An 18200-nucleotide genomic window follows, 5' to 3' on the forward strand; every position below is an offset into this window, starting at 1 on the left:
TATTATCATTTTAGAAAATAAACCAAAAAATGCATTTTTTGTGTTTTTTTGCGACTATTTTTTTATATGTTATAATTAGTGCGACGATAGGAGAGAAATTATGGGATTTGGAGATTTTTTAGCCAATAGAATGAAGAAGTCTATTCAAAAGAATTTGAATAAAAGTACTTTAAGTGAAGAAAATATAAAAGAAGTTCTTAGAGAAATAAGACTTGCTTTATTAGAAGCTGACGTCAACGTAGACGTTGTAAAAAAATTTATTAAAAATGTTGAAGAAAAAGCTGTTGGTCAATACATCCAACAAGGAGTTAGAGCTGACCAACAAATGGTTAAACTTGTTCATGAAGAACTTGTAGAAATTTTAGGAAAAGTAAATTCCCCATTAGAAGTAAATAAAAAACCTTCAATTATCATGATGGTTGGTCTACAGGGAGCTGGTAAAACAACCACTGTAGGTAAATTAGGTCATTTAATAACAAAAAAACACAAGAAAAAAACATTACTTGTAGGATTAGATATTTATAGACCAGGAGCTATTGACCAACTTGTTGAGTTGGGAGAAAAAAATGGATTAGATGTTTTTGAAAAAGGAAAACAAAGTCCAGTTAAAACAGCCAAACAAGCTGTAGATTATGCTCAAGAAAATGGATATGAAGTAATTATTCTCGATACTGCAGGACGTTTACAAATTGACAAAGAATTAATGAAAGAATTAAATGATATACGTAAAGGTGTATCACCTCAAGAAATAATTCTTACAGTTGATGGTATGACAGGACAAGACATAATAAATGTAAGTCAAGAATTTAATAAATTATTAAAATTATCAGGAGTTATTGTTACTAAACTTGATGGTGATGCTCGTGGGGGAGCAACACTTTCTATTACAGAAATAACTAAATTACCTATTAAATTCATAGGGGAAGGGGAAGGAATTGGAGCACTTGCAGAATTCCACCCAAAACGTATGGCAGACAGAATCCTTGGAATGGGAGATGTTGATACACTTTTTGAAAAAGCAGCAGCTGTTGTTGATCAAAGAACCATGGAAAAAACTATGAAACGTATGTTTGCAGGTCAATTTGATTTAGAAGATTTAAGAAATCAAATGGGACAACTTGCAAAAATGGGTAGCTTAGGAGGAGTTATGAAAATGATTCCTGGAATGAACGGAAAAGTTAGTGAAGAGCAAATTGCCCAAGCACAACAACGTTTATTTGTTGCAAACATATTAATGGACTCTATGACTTTAAAAGAAAGAAGAGACCCAAGAATTCTTAAAGCTATTACAAGAAAACAAAGAATCCTTAAAGGTTCTGGACGTAGTGAAAAAGAATTTAATGACTTATTAAACCAATTTGATAAAGGTAAAAAACAAGTACTTGAGATGGCAAAACAATTAAAATCTGGAAGAATGCCAAATTTAGGTGGAATGAAATTCAGATAGGAGAATTTAAATTTTGAAAAAATTAGTTGTAATTACTGGTGCATCATCAGGAATAGGAAAAGAACTTGCAAAGATCTTTTCATCTAATGATCACCCATTATTATTGTTAGCAAGACGTGTAGAATTAATAGAAGAATTAAAATTAGAAAATGCTATTTGTAAATCTGTTGATGTTAGAAATATTGATGATTTTAAACAAGCAATAGAATTTGCAGAAAGCAAATACGGTCCAGTGGATTGTTTAATTAATAATGCAGGTATAATGCCTTTAGATAAAATTTACAATTTAGATTTACAATCTCAATATGACATGATTGATATAAATGTAAAAGGTGTTTTAAACGGTATAAATGCTGTTATCAATAAAATGAAAGATAACAAATCAGGAACAATTATAAATGTTGGTAGTGTTGCTGGTCGTTGAACCAGTGACAATAGAGCAGTTTATAACGGCTCAAAATTCGCAGTTCACGCAATTAGTGAGCAAACCAGAAAAGAGGTTGCTCCATTCAACGTGAGAGTGCTTACAATAGCCCCTGGGCTTGTAGATACAGATTTAATATCAACAACTGTAAATAAAGAGGTTATAGAGGGATATGATAAGTGGAAAGATAGCTTAGAAGCTGGCTTGTCTGCAAGTGAAGTTGCACAAGTTATGTACTATACTTATAATTTACCTCAACACATTGCTTTAAAAGAAATAGTAATTACTTCAACAAAACAACCAATATAATAAAAAAAATCACCATTAATTGGTGATTTTTGCATTTTAGAATTATTTATTTTTAGCAGCTAATTTTTTTACAGTTTCACTTTCTTGTGATTTAATAGCTAATAATCTTCTGTTTGCCTCTTCAATAGTTTTTTGAGTTGTTTCTAATTCAATTCTACGTTTTTCTGCAGCTTTAATTTTTGATCAAACTCCAGTTTTCATAGCATCACTCATAAGTAAAATCATAACCATAGCTATGTTGAATAAGTCATCAACTACTTTTTTAGTGTGTTTTTTTTCTTTTTCAGTTAATGAATCAGATTTGTATCCCTCTAAAACTTTAACATCAGCAAAGTATTGATCTGCAAATTCTTTACCAAATTTTTGGTATAGAAGTGCTTCTCCTTCGTGTAAAAATAATGCGATGTTTTTAAATAAACTTAGTTTATGTTCTACATCATTTTCTGCAGAAGATCTAAATTGAATGATAATGTTATTGATTCTATCATCATGATATTGATCAATAATTTCTTCTGATACTACTCTTGTTCCTTGACTAACTAATTTTAAAACTCTTTTTTTATCAGCAATTTCTGCTTCAATAAATTTGTAATTCATAGCTTTAATATATTTTTTAATACGTAAAGGTAGAATGTACATGTCATATGCAATATATTCTGAATATCTTCATTTTCTTGCAACTATTTGAGTTACGATGTTGTAAACGATTTCTAAAATAGTTAAGTTTAAAGTTCTTTCATTTAATTTTAACTCTAGTTTGTTTAGTCTTAGTAATTGATAATATTCATATCCGTAATATTCCATACAAATCATATTAAAATATGTTTGAATAGTTGAATTGTTCATAATTGCAGAATATGAAAATTGAATATCTGGTACTAATGCATCGATAATGTTTTCAAATTGTGGTCTAAAATCAAGAACAGATTGAAATTGTTTTTTTTCAGCCATAAGTTATTCCTCCAAAATCTTTAGATAAAGATATTTTACCACACATTTAGGTATTTTTTTGCTATTAAATGGTATATCATTAATAAATAGAATGATTATTTGGGGAATTTGGTTTATGAAAATTAAGCTCTTTTGTTTCAATAAATTAAGTAAAGAATATTTAGAAATTTATAATTACTATTTTACAAAGGTAAAAAAATACAGTGATCTTGAAGTGGTTGAAATTGCAGAATTCGATTCTGGAGATGTTAAATCAAATCAAGCTAAAAATGAAGAAAACTTAAATAAAAAACTTGTTGATTTAAAAGATTGAGAAGTCTTTTTATTAGAAATTAACGCAAAACAATATGAATCTGAAAGTTTTTCAAAATTAATTCAAGATAATAAAGATTTTAAGGGAGCAAAACTAGCCTTTATAATTGGACCAAGTGATGGTTTTAGTTATGAGTTTAGAAAAAGTTGTAAAAACCAATTAAGTTTTGGTAATATGACTTATCCTTATAGTTTAATAAGAATTATTTTGTTAGAACAAATTTTTAGAAGTATAAAAATAATGAGAAAAGAACCTTACCATAAATAGGGGGTTTTATAAAGAAATGAAATCTTTATAAAAAAAACTTAAAAAAAGAGTTAAAGTAAATTATATATACAAAGTTAGAGGTGAGTATATGTCTGATAAATCAAGTTTTAATTGATTTCCTGGTCACATGAATAAAAGTATCAAAGAAATTGAGACTAAAATTCCAATTGTTGACCTAGTTATTGAAATTGTGGATGCTAGAGCGCCTTTTTCGACACAAAATCCTTTATTTAGAAAAATTCTAAGTAAAAGGCCAAGACTTGTTATTATGTCAAAAGGGGATTTGGCAGATGATCAAGTAACTAAATTATGAATAGATTACTTTAATCAAAATGGTGATAAACCATATTTGATTAAAGATAAACAACAAAATATTTATGGAGATGTTTTAAAGTTAATCAACTTAATGACAGCAGAATCACAAGCAAAACAAAAATCAAGGGGAATTGAAAAACCTCAACTTAATGTTTTGGTTGTTGGTATTCCAAACGTAGGTAAATCAACAGTTATCTCTAAATTAACAAGAGGTAAAATTATAAAAATAGGAAATAAACCTGGAGTTACAAGAGGGTTACAAAGAATTGTTATGACAGATAACATTACTTTAATTGATACACCAGGAATTTTACCAGCTAAGTTTGAAAATGAAACTATTGCTTGTAACTGTGCTGCTACAAACTCAATCAGAATTGATGTTGTACCAAAAGAGAGATTTGCAACTAAAATAATGCGATACATTTATAATTCATACCCTTCATTAATTGAAGAGAATTATAAAATAACTACAAATATTTTAAGACCAATCAATTACGATGATACTTTTAAAATATTTGAAGAAGTTGCTAAAAGAAGTAAATTTATTATTTTAGATGATATTGCAGATGTTGAAAGAGCTATTGAATTATTCGTTCATGATTTAATCAACAATAATTTTGGAAAGATATCTTTTGAAAAACCAATAGAGGTTGAAAAAACAAGTATGCTCTCTGTTGATGAAAATGATTTAGATTTAACTGTAGAAAGCGACTTAACTATAGAATGATAGATAATAGTCGTTTTTTATTTGATAAACAAATAAAACAAGAAAGAAATGTTTCTTTAATTTCTGGAAGTGACGAAGTAGGGAGAGGTGCTATGGCAGGCCCTATTGTTGTTGCTAGTGTAATTTTAAAAGAAGATTATTTCAATCCAGAAATCAAAGATTCTAAAAAAATAGTTGAGAAAAAAAGAGAAGCACTTTATGATGAAATAATTCAAAATTGTATTTCTTATGACATTAAAGTTTATGACTCAAAAATCGTTGACCAACTTAACCCTAAAGCTACAAGTGTTTTGGGAATGAAAGAATCAATAAAGTCTTTATCAATTAAACCTGAATTATGTTTAATTGATGGAGAAAAAGTTGAGTTAGAAGGTTATGAAACCTTAAAATTAATAAAAGGTGATAATCTAAGTCAATCTATTGCTGCTGCAAGTATTATTGCAAAAGTTTTTAGAGATAATATTATGAAAAATTATGATATAACATACACAGGGTACAACTTTGCTAAACACAAAGGATATTGTACTTTTGATCACATAAAAAGAGTGGAAGAGCTTGGCGTATTAGATATTCATAGAGTTACTTATAGCCCTATTGCCAAGTTAAAGGAGAAGTAAAATGACTTTCGATAGAACAAATAAAGAATATTTAGAATGATCTGAATCAAAAAAATTAGATGAAGAACTTAAAGATTTATTAGCACAAGCAAGTGATGAAGAACTTGCAGCAGCTTTTGGATTAAAATTAGAATTTGGTACAGCTGGAATTAGAGGAGTGCTTGGAGCAGGACCTGGAAGATTTAATGTTTACACAATTAAAAAAGTAACAACAAGTTATGCTAAATTATTAATTTCTAAATATCCTGAAGAGCTTGAAAGAGGAGTTGTTATTGGACATGACAATAGACACAACTCAGCAAAATTCTCTCAATTAGCAGCAGAGATTTTAACAAGTTTCGGTATTAAAGCATATTTATTTGAAGGAAATAAAATGAAACCAACACCAGTAGTTTCATTTGCAACTAAAGATTTGAATGCAATTGGAGGAATTGTTATAACTGCAAGTCATAACCCTGCAATTTACAATGGATACAAAATTTATGATGAATTTGGTTGTCAATTAATTGATGAAGATACAGCTGTTATTGCTGAAAAAATGGAATCAATTGATGATATTTTAAGTTGAACTTACAAAACTGATGAGTCACTAATGGAAATAGTGCCTGAAAAAACTTTAGATAACTATAAAAAAATGATAGAAAACCTACAATTCTTTAAAGGGGAATCTAGAGAAGACTTTAAAATGATTTATTCAGCAGTTAATGGAACTGGAACTGAATTTACACCACCATTACTAAGAAGTTTTGGTTATGATGTAGTTGAAGTTGCAGAACACGCTTTTGAAGATGAAACTTTTAAAAATGTTGGTAATCCAAACCCTGAATTTGAACCAGCTTGAAAAATTCCAATGGAATATGGAGAAAAAAATCCTGATGCATCAATTATGATTATTCAAGATCCAGATGCTGACAGAATTGGATGTGCAATTAACCATAAAGGTGAATGAATCAGAATTGATGGAAACCAAACAGGACCATTATTAATTGAATGAAAATTGAGTCAATTAAAAGAAAAAGGTTTAATGCCTGAAAACCCTGCAATGTATTCAAGTTTTGTAACTAGTGATTTAGGAGATAGAATTGCTAGTGAAACTTATGGGGTAAAAGTTATTAAAACATTAACAGGATTTAAATGAATGGGTTCAGAAATTTTAAAAGAACCTCAAAGAGGTTTAAACTTTGTTTTTGCTTATGAAGAAAGTTATGGTTACGTTCTTGACTCATCAACTAGAGATAAAGATGGTATTCAAGCAACAACAATGCTTGTTGAAGCTGCTTGATACTACAAAAAACAAGGTAAAACATTAATTGATGTTTTAGAAGAGTTATTTGTAAAATACGGATACTACTATACTTTTACAGAAAACTTGAACTTCAAACCTGAAGAGATCAAATCTAAAGTTGAACCAATCATGAAAAAACTAAGAGAAGATAATTTTGAAAAAATTGGTTCAATGAGAATTGATTATGCAGAAGATTACATAAATGGACTTTATGGAATGCCAGGTCAAAACTTAATGAAATTCTATTTTGAAGATGGAAGTTGATTTGCAGTTAGACCAAGTGGAACTGAACCAAAAATTAAAATTTACTTTGTTACAGTTGGAACTGATGAACAAAATGCAAAAGAAAAATGCAATATCTTATTTGAAGGTTTAAAAGAACTTTTAGAAATCTAATTTAATATAGTAATATAAATACCAATATTATTGGTATTTTTTTTGACATTTCCTATATTTGCTAGTAATGGATTTTTTTTTATTGTAAAATATAACCGTGGAAGAGTTTTTGCTCGTAGAACCGAGGTTGGTGTGCAAGAATAATTTATGAATGAATAGAGTAAAAAGAATAAATATAATTTATACAAAGAGAGGTCAATATGGAAAACATTCAAAAAAGAATTGAGTGTTCTCAAGTAAGATGGGATAAAGGTGAATGTAGAAAGAAATTTGGAATTGAAAAAGAGGATCACATTTGTTTGTGAATTGCAGATTCTGATCTACCTTTAGATGAAAAAATTAATAAATACTTAGAAAATAGAATTAAATATCCTTATTATGGTTATACAACTTTAGATAAAAAATTTGAAGAAAGTTTTTTAGATTATCATAAAAAACATAGAAATCAAACAATTAAAATGGAAGAAGTGTTTTTCACTCCAGGAACTGTAGTTTCTTTTTCTCATGTAGTTAGAGCTATATCTAAAAAACAGGATGGAATTGCAATGTGTACTCCAATTTATGGACCTTTGTTTCAGGTATCTGAAGCATTACAAAGAAGAGTTGAAAAAATACCACTATTAAATAAAAATGAAAGATTTTATTTAGATTTTGAAAAAATTGAAGAGACTATAAAACAAAAGGATATTAAAATTTTTGTAATCGTAAACCCATTAAACCCAAGTGGAAGAGTTTGAGAACGAAGTGAATTAGAAAAATTAGTTGAAATTTGTAAAAAATACAACGTTTATATTATTTCTGATGAAATACATTGTGATCTTGTTTATGAAGGAAAAGCATTTACTTCAATGCTTGAATTTGAAAAAACTTACAATAGATTTATCGTGCTTACATCTGTAAATAAAACTTTTAATATAGCAGGTGTACAAGTAGGGTGAGGAATAGTTAAGAACAAAGAAATTTTAGAACTTATAAATATAAAATTAGACCAATCACATATTAAGTGTGTGCCAAATATTTTTGCACAAGCTTTAATGGAAGGTTGTTTTAAAGAGGGAGATGATTTTATTAAAGAATCTATGAACCTTTATAAAACAAACTATGATTGACTTAAAAATTATTTAAATGAAAACGCCAATGAATTAACAGTTATGGAAATGGATTCAACATTTTTGCCTTATATCTGTTTTAAAAGAACTGGAATATCTTTAGAAGAAATGAAAGATGTTTTATGAAATAAAGCAAAAGTTATAGTTCAATTCAACGATGACTTTGTAGATGGTGGTTGCACATATTTTAGAATAAATGTTGCAACAGATTTTAAAATTATACAAGAAGCTGCAAAACGAATTTGCAATGTAATTAACGAATATAAAGGAATGGAAAAATAATTATGAAGAACAAAATTATAAATAGTGAAAAAGCTCCAAAAGCAATTGGTCCTTATTCACAAGCTATTATGGCAAATAACGGAACATTATATATTTCTGGACAATTACCAATTAATCCAGAAACTGGAGAGTTTATAAGTAATGATGTAAAAGAACAAACATTACAATCTCTAAAAAATGCTCAAGCTATTTTACAAGAAGCTGGAATGGATATTGAAAATGTTTGTAAAACAACTGTGTTCTTATCAGACATAAAAGATTTTGTCGCAATGAATGAAGTGTATTCAGAATTTTTTGGAAATGTTAAACCAGCTAGAAGTGCTTTTGAAGTTGCAAACCTTCCAAAGGATGCAAAAGTAGAAATAGAAATGATAGCTTTTTAAAAATAGTTGTTATTTTCATTAAAAAAGTATTAAAATAAAAATGGTTTAAATACCATTCAGGAGAATTTTTATGAAAACTATTATTATTGGAGGAAGTGCCACTGGGATGGGAGTTGCAGCTAGACTGAAACGTAACGATCCCGAAAATGAAATTATAGTTTATCAAAATAAATCTTATGTATCTTTGGGAGCTTGTGGTCTGCCATATTTTGTGGCAGATAATTTTCAAGATGAAACAAAATTATTGGCAAGATCAATAGAAGACTTTGAAAAATCAGGTGTAAAAATAGTTTCAAATACATTTGTTTCAAGTGTAGATTTTGACAATAAAAAAATTTACTTTGAAGGTGGAGAAGATAGTTATGATGAACTTGTTATTGCAACAGGAGCAAAACCTATTAAACCAGCTATTGAAGGAATAGATTTTGAAAATATATTTACTTTGACTTCACTTGAAGATGGAGTGAACTTAAAAAAATATGCTTCAAGAACAGACGTTAAAAAAATAGCTATAATCGGTGCTGGTTTTATTGGTTTAGAAACAGCTGAAGCACTAAAAGATTTAAACAAAGAAGTGTGCATAATTGAAATGAAAGATCATGTAAGCTCTAAAGTTTTTGATGAACAAATTTCAAATTTAATCGAAGATAATTTGAGTAGAAATAAGATTGAATTACTTTTAAATAAACAAGTTGTAAAATTTGAAGGAAACGAAGGAAAAGCAAAATCTGTTTTTCTTTCTGATGGTACTTCAATTGAAGTTGACGCTGTTGTATTGGCTGTAGGATTTATGCCAAATACAACTATGTTTAAAGAAACAAATTTAAACTTAGCTAAAAACGGAGCAATTATTGTTGATAAAAAAGGGAAAACAAATATTGAAAGTGTGTATTCTGGAGGAGATTGTGCTACTTCAAAAGATTACATTACAGGTGAAGATATCTATTCACCTTTAGCAACTGTAGCTTCAAAATTTGCAAGAGTTATTGCAGATAATATTGCAGGAAAAGAAGCTGAATTTGCAGGTTCTGTTAAAAGTGCTATTGTTAGAGTTTTTGACAATGAAGCTGCAAGAACAGGATTAACAGAAAGTGAAGCTGTTGAAGCGGGACTTTCAATTAAAACAGCATACATAGTGGATAAAGATCAAACAGGATATGTTCCTGGTCAAAGTGATCTACACTTAAAACTGATAATGGATGTAAAATCAAACCAATTAATTGGAGCTCAAATGTTTGGTGCAAATAAATCAACATTAAGAATTAATGCAATAGCTGCTTTAATTTGAGCTAAAATGCCAGTTGACAGCATTATGGAACAAATAGACTTAGTTTATGCCCCTCCATTTGCTAGAACAACTGATATATTACATATAGCATTATCAAAACTATTAAAATAGGAGGAAAATATGTTTTTTGCAACAGAAAATACTAGTATTTTGAGAGACTTTGTCTCTATAAGTACATGACAGTCACTTGTAGCAGTATTATTGTTTGTTGGAATTGAAATAGGATTTTGAATTTTATTAAAAAAATTTAAAATTAAGTTCATGTACAGAATTTTAGCTGGATTTGCAATCGGACTAGTTTATGGGCTTGTTATTCAAGGAATCATTGGATTCCCAGACAAAGACCAACTAGAAGGTTACAAAGACCCAGAACATAATTTTTATTGAGTAAGCGAATTAAACGTTTGAGCAGAATTCTTTAAAAGAATCTTTATCAATGGGGTTACTTTACTTACTATTCCAATTGTATTTATTGCAATCTTTAAAATTACTGCAAAACCTTCATCAAGAGGTGTTGCTAGAATTACTTTAAAAGGTGCTGCATTATTATTAAGTAACGTTGCTTTTGCTTTTGCAGTTACTTATGCATTGGGAATCTGATTAAATGTTGGAGTAGTTAAAGGTTATAGTTTGGTTTCAACTGATGGGGGAGCTTCATCAGGAAGAGATAACGTACCTTTACCATCATTAATCTGAGGTTACTTACCAAATAACTTCTTCTTAACTTTAACTGGAACATCAATTATTCCAGTTATGGTTCTTGGAGCATTAGCTGGTGGGTCAGTTAAATTATTATCAAGAAGAAAAGCTGTTGAAATGGAAGCTATTAGAAAAGCTATGGATACAGGTTGAGATATTATCATGTCTATGTTAATGACATTTATGAAAATAATGCCATTAGCTGTTATGTCAATGATTACAGTTTCAATTACATCAAGACCAATAGGAATGTTGGCAGTTATTGGAAAAGTTATTGGAATTGGATATGTAGGTATTGCAATTTCAATAGGATGATTAACATTATTAATTTTCTTATCAGGAATGAAAGTTTCTGGATGATGAAAACATGCTTGAAAACCATTGGTGCAAGGATTTGCAACACAGTCTTCAAATGCATCACTACCAATCACAATGGGAACACTAAAAGAGGATTTAAAAGTTAGCGAAAACGTTACTGGAACAATTGCTCCAATCTCAACAACTATGGGATTAATGGCTTGTGCTGGTGTACAAGCTGGACTTGCAACAAGCATTTTATGAACAGGAACTGGAACTGGTTCAGTTGTTCATGATATGGGATTCTTTAGTTTCACATTATTATCATTAGTTATTACTTTAATAGCTTCTCTTGGAATCGCAGGAGTTCCTGGAACTGCAACAGTTGTTACTGTTGGGGTTCTTGGAGGATTAGGATTTATCGGATTTGCAGACTCAGTTCTTGCAATTATTGCACCACTAGATGGACTATTTGATATGGGAAGAACAGGAAATAACGTTCTGGCAGCTGTGGCTGTCGCGCCAATTGTCGCCAAGTCCGAGGGGCAAATTGAAGAAGGATCGCCATTGCTATCTGAAAAGGGAATTCTAAGACAAAAAGCAATTTTAAATAAAATAAATATTAAAGAAGAATTTGCAGTTAAAATTGAAAATACTACTAGAACATACAACAAATCTGTAAATGTTAAGGGTATTGAAGCAAGTGAAAAGGCAAATCTAAAATCTAAATATAGTGAAGAGGTTAAAACTTTAAAAGCTGATAAAAAAGCTGCATTATTAAGTGCAAAACAAGAATTGGCAACTTTAAAAGAACCTTTACGTAAATCTAAAGCTTAGATAAAATATAAAAAAAATCACTAACCACAAATTATGTGGAAAGTGATTTTTTTTAATCTTTCGGATCTTTTATCTTTCTGGTAGCGGTTGGTATTTCGTTAAAGCGTTTTTTATAACTTTTTAAGAAATGATGATAAGATTTAAAACCAACTTCATATGCTATTTCAGAAATTGATTTATCTCCACTCATTAAGATCTCATTTGCTTTAACCAAACGTACCTTTATAAGATAGTTGATTGGCGAAATACTAAATTTAGATTTGAAACTTCTAACTAAATGGAATTTGCTCACACCTATTTGTTTGCTTAAATCCTCTAAGTTGATGTCATAGTAATAATATTTATCTATATATACTTTTAACTCTTCTCTTCATTGTTTAGTATAGCTGTTTCCTATTTTGGTAAGTTGACATTTTTTACATGGTTTATACTTCTCTGCTAGAGCATCCTCTTTTGAATCGAATAACACAAAATTTTTTTCTTGTGGTAGTCTTAAATCGCAAGTAGACATACAAAATATTTCGGTATTTGTATTTCCAAAGTAAAACGTTTCAGCATTCAAATCTTCTTTATTTTTTATTTTATTGTATTCAATAGTTGAAATTTTTTTCATTTTTTACAATCACTAATTTCTTGTAAAACGCGTTTTTGAAAATTCTTGGTATATCATTTTCTGTGATAAAATTTTTGCACCTCTAAAAAAACTTGCTTGATTAATATTTTTTAAATCATTTAAAGTTTGTCTTTTTTTATCAATAGAAAGTAAATTATCGTTGTTTAAACCTGATAATTCATCTTTCTCTGACTTATAAAAAGCATTACCTACTAACAAGTTAAATAATTTTGTCTTTTTGCAAAAAGCAAAAATTCAGTCACTCAATTCTGTAGGATATTTATCGCGATACAAATTATATTTGTTTAATTTGTATTTTTGAAAAAGAGAATCGGATTTGTCCGATCAAATAGCTCTAGCTTTTTTTGTGGTTGCTATTTTTGTAATATTGTTTGCAATACTTGCAATGATATTAAGGCTGTTTTTACAACTCTTTTGAGTTGTCATGATGAATTTTTTACTCTCGTTTAATGAAATTGTGCCATTCAGCATAAAATCTCCAAAATTCAAAACATCAACGTTAACATTTGCAAGCATACCTGATAAATTCTCATCAGGTCTTATGTCATATCCAATATGTAAAATTCTCATTTCTTTCCTCCTACTTTATTATGGTATCATTTTAAATTAATCATTTTGTTTCTTATCTTGCTAAGTTTCATTTTTAATTAAAAAAATTTAAACTTTTTCAAAAAAAGTGTACATTTTTTCCAAAAATATGACGATAGATATATTGGGAGGAAAAAAAATGAACAATGTAACTATTATCGGACAAATTGAGGGAATGCCTCAAATGATTTATAACTCTAAAACGGGGGATAAAAAACTATATAAATTTATATTAAAAGTACCAAGAACATACAAACAGAAAGATGGGTCTCAAGTTGATGATTTTATCAATGTAAAGGCTTGAGGTAACGTATTGGGTGATGAATACGAGTACTTTGACCAATCTTATGTCGGAGTAGAAGGAAAACTGGTCTCATTTGGAATGAGTGATGCTACAAGTTATGGAAATGAACTTGTAGCAAGCAAAGTTGTGCAGCTAGGTTAATATGGACAAAGTATTACTATATTTTTCTTTAAAATACTTTGGAAATTGAGATGAAATCTACAATGCTCTAGACACAAAGGAAAAAATATCACACGTAGATTTAGAAAAAGTGGAAAGTAAAATAGATTGTAACTATATTACAATTCTAAGTCCACTTTATCCAAATTATCTAAAAAATTGCCATAAACCACCATTTGTAATTTATTTCAAAGGTGATAATGAACTGCTTGTTAAATACCACAAAGCAATCGGGATTGTAGGGGGTAAAGAATATGACGAATATGGTTTGTTTATGGCAGAAAAATTATCAAAAGAGTTAAGTGAAGAGAATAGAATTCTTGTAACTTATCAAAAAGAAGGTATTAATGAAAAAGTAATTGATTACTGTAAAGAAAATTTAGTAGAAAATATAATTGTGTTACAAGATGATATGAAATCAACTTTAATGAAATTACAAGAAACAAAAGTTAATGACAAAACTTTATATATTACAGAATCTTATGAAAAGAATACTAAATATCAAGAAAATTATGACACTTACACAAACAGAATGCTATGTGGACTTGTAAAAGGGGTAATATTTTGTCCCTACAGTCAAGAAGATAACTTTAAAGATCTTATAAATTTTGCAATTAATGAAGGAAAAGAGCTATTTGCAGTACCTTGTACATCCAAAGTATTAAATCAAACTAATAAATTGATAAAAATGGGTGCAAAATTAACAGAAAATGCAAAAGATGTGTTAAATGAGATTTAAAGTGCTATAATAATTTTGTGGTAGAGATATCACACTTGTAAGGTTAATACCTAATAATTTTTAACTAATCATTTTATTCCCGACACATGAATGATGAGTATGGTAACTGGCGTAAGCCAGTTATTTTTTTTGTTCATTTTTTATAAAAAATGATTTTTTTTATACTTACTTTAATTTTTTTAAAGTGCTATAATTGGTTAGATATCTTAGAAATCATAAATAAAAGGAGGAAATTTATGACAAACAGTGAAAATGTTAGTCAAAACGAAACCTTGATCAAAAAACCAATGGATTCTGAACCAAAACAAGATGAAATTGATTTAAAAATTAAAGGTCGTGGAAGCACATTTTTTGGAATTGTAACACACTATCTAAAACGCCATATTTGATTGGCAATTGGAATATTATTGATTACTGCTTTATCTTCTGCAACTAGTGTTGTAGGACCTAAAATTATTCAAAATATGATGACTAACTTAATGGCTCCGCAAGGAGCGACTGCAGCCTTAAAAGCAGCTGCACTAGAAGGACAAAGTTTATCAAACGAAGCTCTAAACCATATTTTAGGAGCAAATGGAGTTTTCTATAGAGGAAGCGAAATCGCTGGATTAGATCCAACGAGTGCTGAAGCATTATTATCTAACTCAAGAAACTACTATACAGTATTATGAGGATTGCACTTAGGGTGACAAGAATGAATCTATGTTCAATTAGGTTTATTTGGAGCACTTGCAATTACTGCATATTCTTCAAACTTCCTAGCGGGAATTATGGGGAAAAATATTGAAATAGAATTAAGAAATAAAGCTTTAGAACGTTTAGTAAAACAAGATATGAGTTATTATTCAGATAAAAAAATCGGAGAAATTTTAACAAAAATTGTTTCTGATACTCAAATCATTGGAGAACAAGCACAACAAGTGCCAGTTACAATGTTATCTGCTGTATGTACATTCTTTGGATCACTTGGAATGTTATTAACAATTGATATGAAATTAACTGGAATTTTAGTTGCTTTAATGTTTACAATTATCTTTATTATGTTTGGAACATTTGGAATTGTTAAAAAACTTATGTTTAAAGTTAGAGATTCAATCACAAACATTAATGGAGATGTAACTGACAGAATTGCTACTGTAAGACTTATTAAAGCAAGTGGTACTGAAAATTATGAAACTGAAAGATTTAAAGATATCCACAAAGATTATTACAAAAAATCATATCGTCTAATATTTATGCAATCAAGTGTGATTACTGTTATGGTAGCGGGAGTAAGTTCAATTCAAATGGTAATTGTAATTTCAGCTGCACTATTATATAACGGTCAACCAGATGTATTGGCAATTACATTGTCATCATTTATTAGTGGTGTTGGAACAATGGTAGGACCTTTAATGCAAATGGCAAGAGTTACTGCAGGACTTGTTCAAGCATCAACTGCTTCAAAAAGAATTGATTCAATTATTAGATCTAAATCAAGATTAAACCCTCATTACGATGTTAATGAAGGTGTTAAAATTGAAAAAATCGATGGAAACATCGTATTGAAAGATGTTGAATTTAGATATCCTGAAAAACCTGAAAAAGTTATCTTACCTAAATTCTCATTTACTTTTGAACACGGTAAAAGTTATGCCTTTGTTGGTGAAACTGGAGCTGGAAAATCAACAATTTCAAAATTATTATTAAGATTTTACGATCCAAGTGAAGGACAAGTTTTAATTAATGGAAGTGTTGACTTAAAAGATGTTCAATTATCAAGTTACCTAGACAAAGTTGGTTATGTTGAACAAGAACCTCAAATTCTATTTGGTACAGTTCTTGATAACATAAAATATGGGAGATTTGATGCAACTGATGAAGAGGCAATCGAAGCTGCTAAAAAAGCTGAACTACATGAATTGGTAATGACATGACCTGACGGTTATGACACAATTTTAGGTGAACGTGGATTTATGCTTTCTGGAGGTCAAAAACAACGTCTTGTAATTGCAAGAATGATTCTAAAAGACCCAGAATTATTAATCTTAGATGAAGCTACAAGTGCTTTAGACAACATTGTTGAAAAAGAAATCCAAGGTGAATTGGATAAATTAATGAAAGGTAGAACTACTGTTTCTATCGCTCACAGATTAAGTACAATTAAAAATTGTGACCAAATTATTGTTCTTGCAAGAGACAAAGGGGTTGCTCAAATTGGAACTTTTGATGAATTAAAAAATAAACCTGGTCAATTCAAAGAACTATATGAAGCTGGATTGATGGAATAACAAAAAGCAAAGAGAAGTTTACTTCTCTTTTTTTGTTATAATGAATGTATGAAAAATACGGTAAACATAATTGGAGCAGGACTTGCTGGAAGTGAAGCTGCTTGACAATTAGCAAAAAGAAAAATTAATGTAAGGTTATACGAAAAGAAAACTATTGAAAGAAACCCAGTTCAAAAATTAAACACTTTAGCAGAATTGGTTTGTTCAAATTCTTTAAGATCAAATGATATTAAAAATGCAGTAGGGGTTTTAAAAGAAGAGATGAGAATGTTAGATTCTCTTATCATTAAAGCTGCAGAATACGCTCAAATACCTGCTGGAGGTAGTTTAGCAGTTGATAGAGAAAAATTTTCTCAATATGTAACAGAAAAACTTTATGAAAATGAATTTATAGAAGTTATAGAACAAGAAGTGAAAGAAATAGATGAATCTATTCCAACAATTATTTGTTCAGGACCTTTAACAAGTCAAAATCTACAAAACTCAATTGGTAAAATTGTTGGAAAAGATTATTTCTACTTTTATGATGCAGTAGCTCCAATTGTTACAAAAGAATCAATTGACATGAATATTGCATTTAGAAAAAATAGATATGAAAAAGGTGAAACTCAAGATTATATAAATTGTCCTATGAATAAAGAACAATATACATTGTTTCACCAAGAACTTGTAAATGCACAAACTGCAGAAAAACATTTGGATAAGGAAAAAGAATTAAAGGTTTTTGAAGGTTGTATGCCTGTTGAAGTAATGGCAAAACGAGGTTTTGATACATTAACTTATGGACCTTTAAAACCTGCAGGATTAAGAAATTTAGATGGTACAAACAATTTTGCAGTAGTTCAATTAAGACAAGATAATGCAGCAGACAACTTATATAATTTAGTTGGTTTTCAAACAAATTTAACTTGATCAGAACAAAAAAGAGTTTTTAGATTAATTCCAGGTTTAGGAAAAGCTGAGTTTATTCGCTATGGAGTTATGCATTTAAATAACTTTATAAACTCTCCATTATTACTTAATGAATATAATCAGTTAAAAACAAATAAGAATATATTCTTTGCAGGACAAATAACTGGTGTTGAGGGTTATGTAGAATCTTGTAGTAGTGGTATAATTGCTGCCATTAACATGGCAAAAATGCTTGAAGAAAAAGAAATGGTAAAGTTCCCAACAGAAACTGTTATGGGAAGTTTACAAAATTACATTATTTCAACAGATTCAAAAAACTTTCAACCAATGAAAGCAAATTGAGGTATTGTAAAAGAACTTGAAATTGCAAAAAAAGTAAAAAAAGAAGAGAAAAAAGAGCTTTATTCAAATAAGGCTCTGGACACTATGAAAACTTTTATAAAAACATTATAATATTTATAGGTTAATTTATTTAATCTATAAGGGGGCAAAAATATGAGCTGTGAAAATAACTGCAATTGTGGATGTCAAGAAAATGCAAACTGCACTTGTGAAAACTGTGGTTGTGCAAAATAACCTTTTTAAAGACATACACTAGTATGTCTTTTATTTTGTATAGATTTATTAAATAATTGGTATAATTTTGTT

Annotated in this window: 17 protein-coding genes; 14 read left to right on the forward strand and 3 right to left on the reverse strand. The window is 29.1% G+C overall.

The annotated features are described in order from the left end of the window. Positions 1–100: 100 nt before the first annotated feature. Both ffh and SCHIN_RS02330 read left to right on the forward strand, forming a co-directional pair. Positions 101–1447, forward strand: a complete 1347-nt coding sequence (ffh, locus tag SCHIN_RS02325; protein ID WP_166508031.1) for a signal recognition particle protein — start codon at positions 101–103, stop codon at positions 1445–1447. 13 nt (positions 1448–1460) lie between these two features. After that, a complete protein-coding gene (locus tag SCHIN_RS02330; protein ID WP_166508032.1) occupies positions 1461–2180 on the forward strand; it encodes an SDR family oxidoreductase in 720 nt (239 codons plus the stop codon). A 42-nt stretch (positions 2181–2222) separates the two neighbouring features. On the opposite strand, the gene SCHIN_RS02335 is transcribed toward SCHIN_RS02330, so the two are convergent. Next, entirely contained in the window at positions 2223–3131 is a 909-nt protein-coding gene (locus tag SCHIN_RS02335) for a hypothetical protein (protein ID WP_166508033.1), read from the reverse strand. Between the two features lie 115 nt (positions 3132–3246). On the opposite strand from SCHIN_RS02335, the gene SCHIN_RS02340 reads away from it, so the two are divergent. The 8 genes from SCHIN_RS02340 to SCHIN_RS02375 all read left to right on the forward strand — a co-directional run bounded on the left by SCHIN_RS02340 (position 3247) and on the right by SCHIN_RS02375 (position 11946). Then, on the forward strand, positions 3247–3711 hold the full coding sequence (locus SCHIN_RS02340) for a 23S rRNA (pseudouridine(1915)-N(3))-methyltransferase RlmH (RefSeq protein WP_166508034.1): 465 nt from the start codon (positions 3247–3249) through the stop codon (positions 3709–3711). An 88-nt stretch (positions 3712–3799) separates the two neighbouring features. Continuing rightward, the gene (ylqF, locus tag SCHIN_RS02345; RefSeq protein WP_166508035.1) at positions 3800–4756 is read left to right on the forward strand and encodes a ribosome biogenesis GTPase YlqF; all 957 of its coding nucleotides are present in this window, start codon (positions 3800–3802) and stop codon (positions 4754–4756) included. Beyond that, entirely contained in the window at positions 4750–5370 is a 621-nt protein-coding gene (locus tag SCHIN_RS02350; protein ID WP_166508036.1) for a ribonuclease HII, read from the forward strand. Before ylqF ends, SCHIN_RS02350 begins: the two co-directional genes overlap by 7 nt. Position 5371: 1 nt before the next feature. Beyond that, positions 5372–7051 (forward strand): phospho-sugar mutase, encoded by a 1680-nt coding sequence (locus SCHIN_RS02355; protein ID WP_166508037.1) that lies wholly within the window; start codon positions 5372–5374, stop codon positions 7049–7051. A 200-nt stretch (positions 7052–7251) separates the two neighbouring features. After that, entirely contained in the window at positions 7252–8442 is a 1191-nt protein-coding gene (locus SCHIN_RS02360; RefSeq protein WP_166508038.1) for a MalY/PatB family protein, read from the forward strand. Between the two features lie 2 nt (positions 8443–8444). Further along, the gene (locus SCHIN_RS02365; protein ID WP_166508039.1) at positions 8445–8825 is read left to right on the forward strand and encodes a RidA family protein; all 381 of its coding nucleotides are present in this window, start codon (positions 8445–8447) and stop codon (positions 8823–8825) included. Positions 8826–8895: 70 nt separating this feature from the next. Continuing rightward, on the forward strand, positions 8896–10224 hold the full coding sequence (locus SCHIN_RS02370; RefSeq protein WP_166508040.1) for a CoA-disulfide reductase: 1329 nt from the start codon (positions 8896–8898) through the stop codon (positions 10222–10224). Between the two features lie 9 nt (positions 10225–10233). Further along, positions 10234–11946, forward strand: a complete 1713-nt coding sequence (locus SCHIN_RS02375; protein ID WP_166508041.1) for a dicarboxylate/amino acid:cation symporter — start codon at positions 10234–10236, stop codon at positions 11944–11946. A gap of 52 nt (positions 11947–11998) precedes the next feature. Here the strand turns inward: SCHIN_RS02375 and SCHIN_RS02380 are convergent, their stop codons facing one another. Continuing rightward, complete coding sequence (locus tag SCHIN_RS02380; RefSeq protein ID WP_166508042.1) at positions 11999–12559, reverse strand: helix-turn-helix domain-containing protein; 561 nt, start codon at positions 12557–12559, stop codon at positions 11999–12001. Positions 12560–12571: 12 nt separating this feature from the next. Beyond that, positions 12572–13150, reverse strand: coding sequence for a hypothetical protein (locus tag SCHIN_RS02385; protein WP_166508043.1), 579 nt, complete (start codon positions 13148–13150; stop codon positions 12572–12574). A 157-nt stretch (positions 13151–13307) separates the two neighbouring features. On the opposite strand from SCHIN_RS02385, the gene SCHIN_RS02390 reads away from it, so the two are divergent. The 4 genes from SCHIN_RS02390 (at position 13308) to trmFO (ending at position 18005) form a co-directional block, all read left to right on the forward strand. After that, positions 13308–13613 (forward strand): single-stranded DNA-binding protein, encoded by a 306-nt coding sequence (locus SCHIN_RS02390; protein ID WP_166508044.1) that lies wholly within the window; start codon positions 13308–13310, stop codon positions 13611–13613. 1 nt (position 13614) lies between these two features. Further along, positions 13615–14370, forward strand: a complete 756-nt coding sequence (locus SCHIN_RS02395; RefSeq protein WP_166508045.1) for a DNA-processing protein DprA — start codon at positions 13615–13617, stop codon at positions 14368–14370. 236 nt (positions 14371–14606) lie between these two features. Further along, positions 14607–16640: an ABC transporter ATP-binding protein gene (locus SCHIN_RS02400; RefSeq protein ID WP_166508046.1), complete on the forward strand. Its 2034-nt coding sequence runs from the start codon at positions 14607–14609 to the stop codon at positions 16638–16640. Between the two features lie 48 nt (positions 16641–16688). Beyond that, positions 16689–18005, forward strand: coding sequence for a methylenetetrahydrofolate--tRNA-(uracil(54)-C(5))-methyltransferase (FADH(2)-oxidizing) TrmFO (gene trmFO / locus SCHIN_RS02405; protein WP_166508047.1), 1317 nt, complete (start codon positions 16689–16691; stop codon positions 18003–18005). The last annotated feature ends 195 nt before the right edge of the window (positions 18006–18200 follow it).

Origin of the sequence: Spiroplasma chinense (genome assembly GCF_008086545.1) — a bacterium.
In the GTDB taxonomy this organism is placed as follows: Bacteria; Bacillota_I; Bacilli_A; order Mycoplasmatales; family Mycoplasmataceae; genus Spiroplasma_A; species Spiroplasma_A chinense.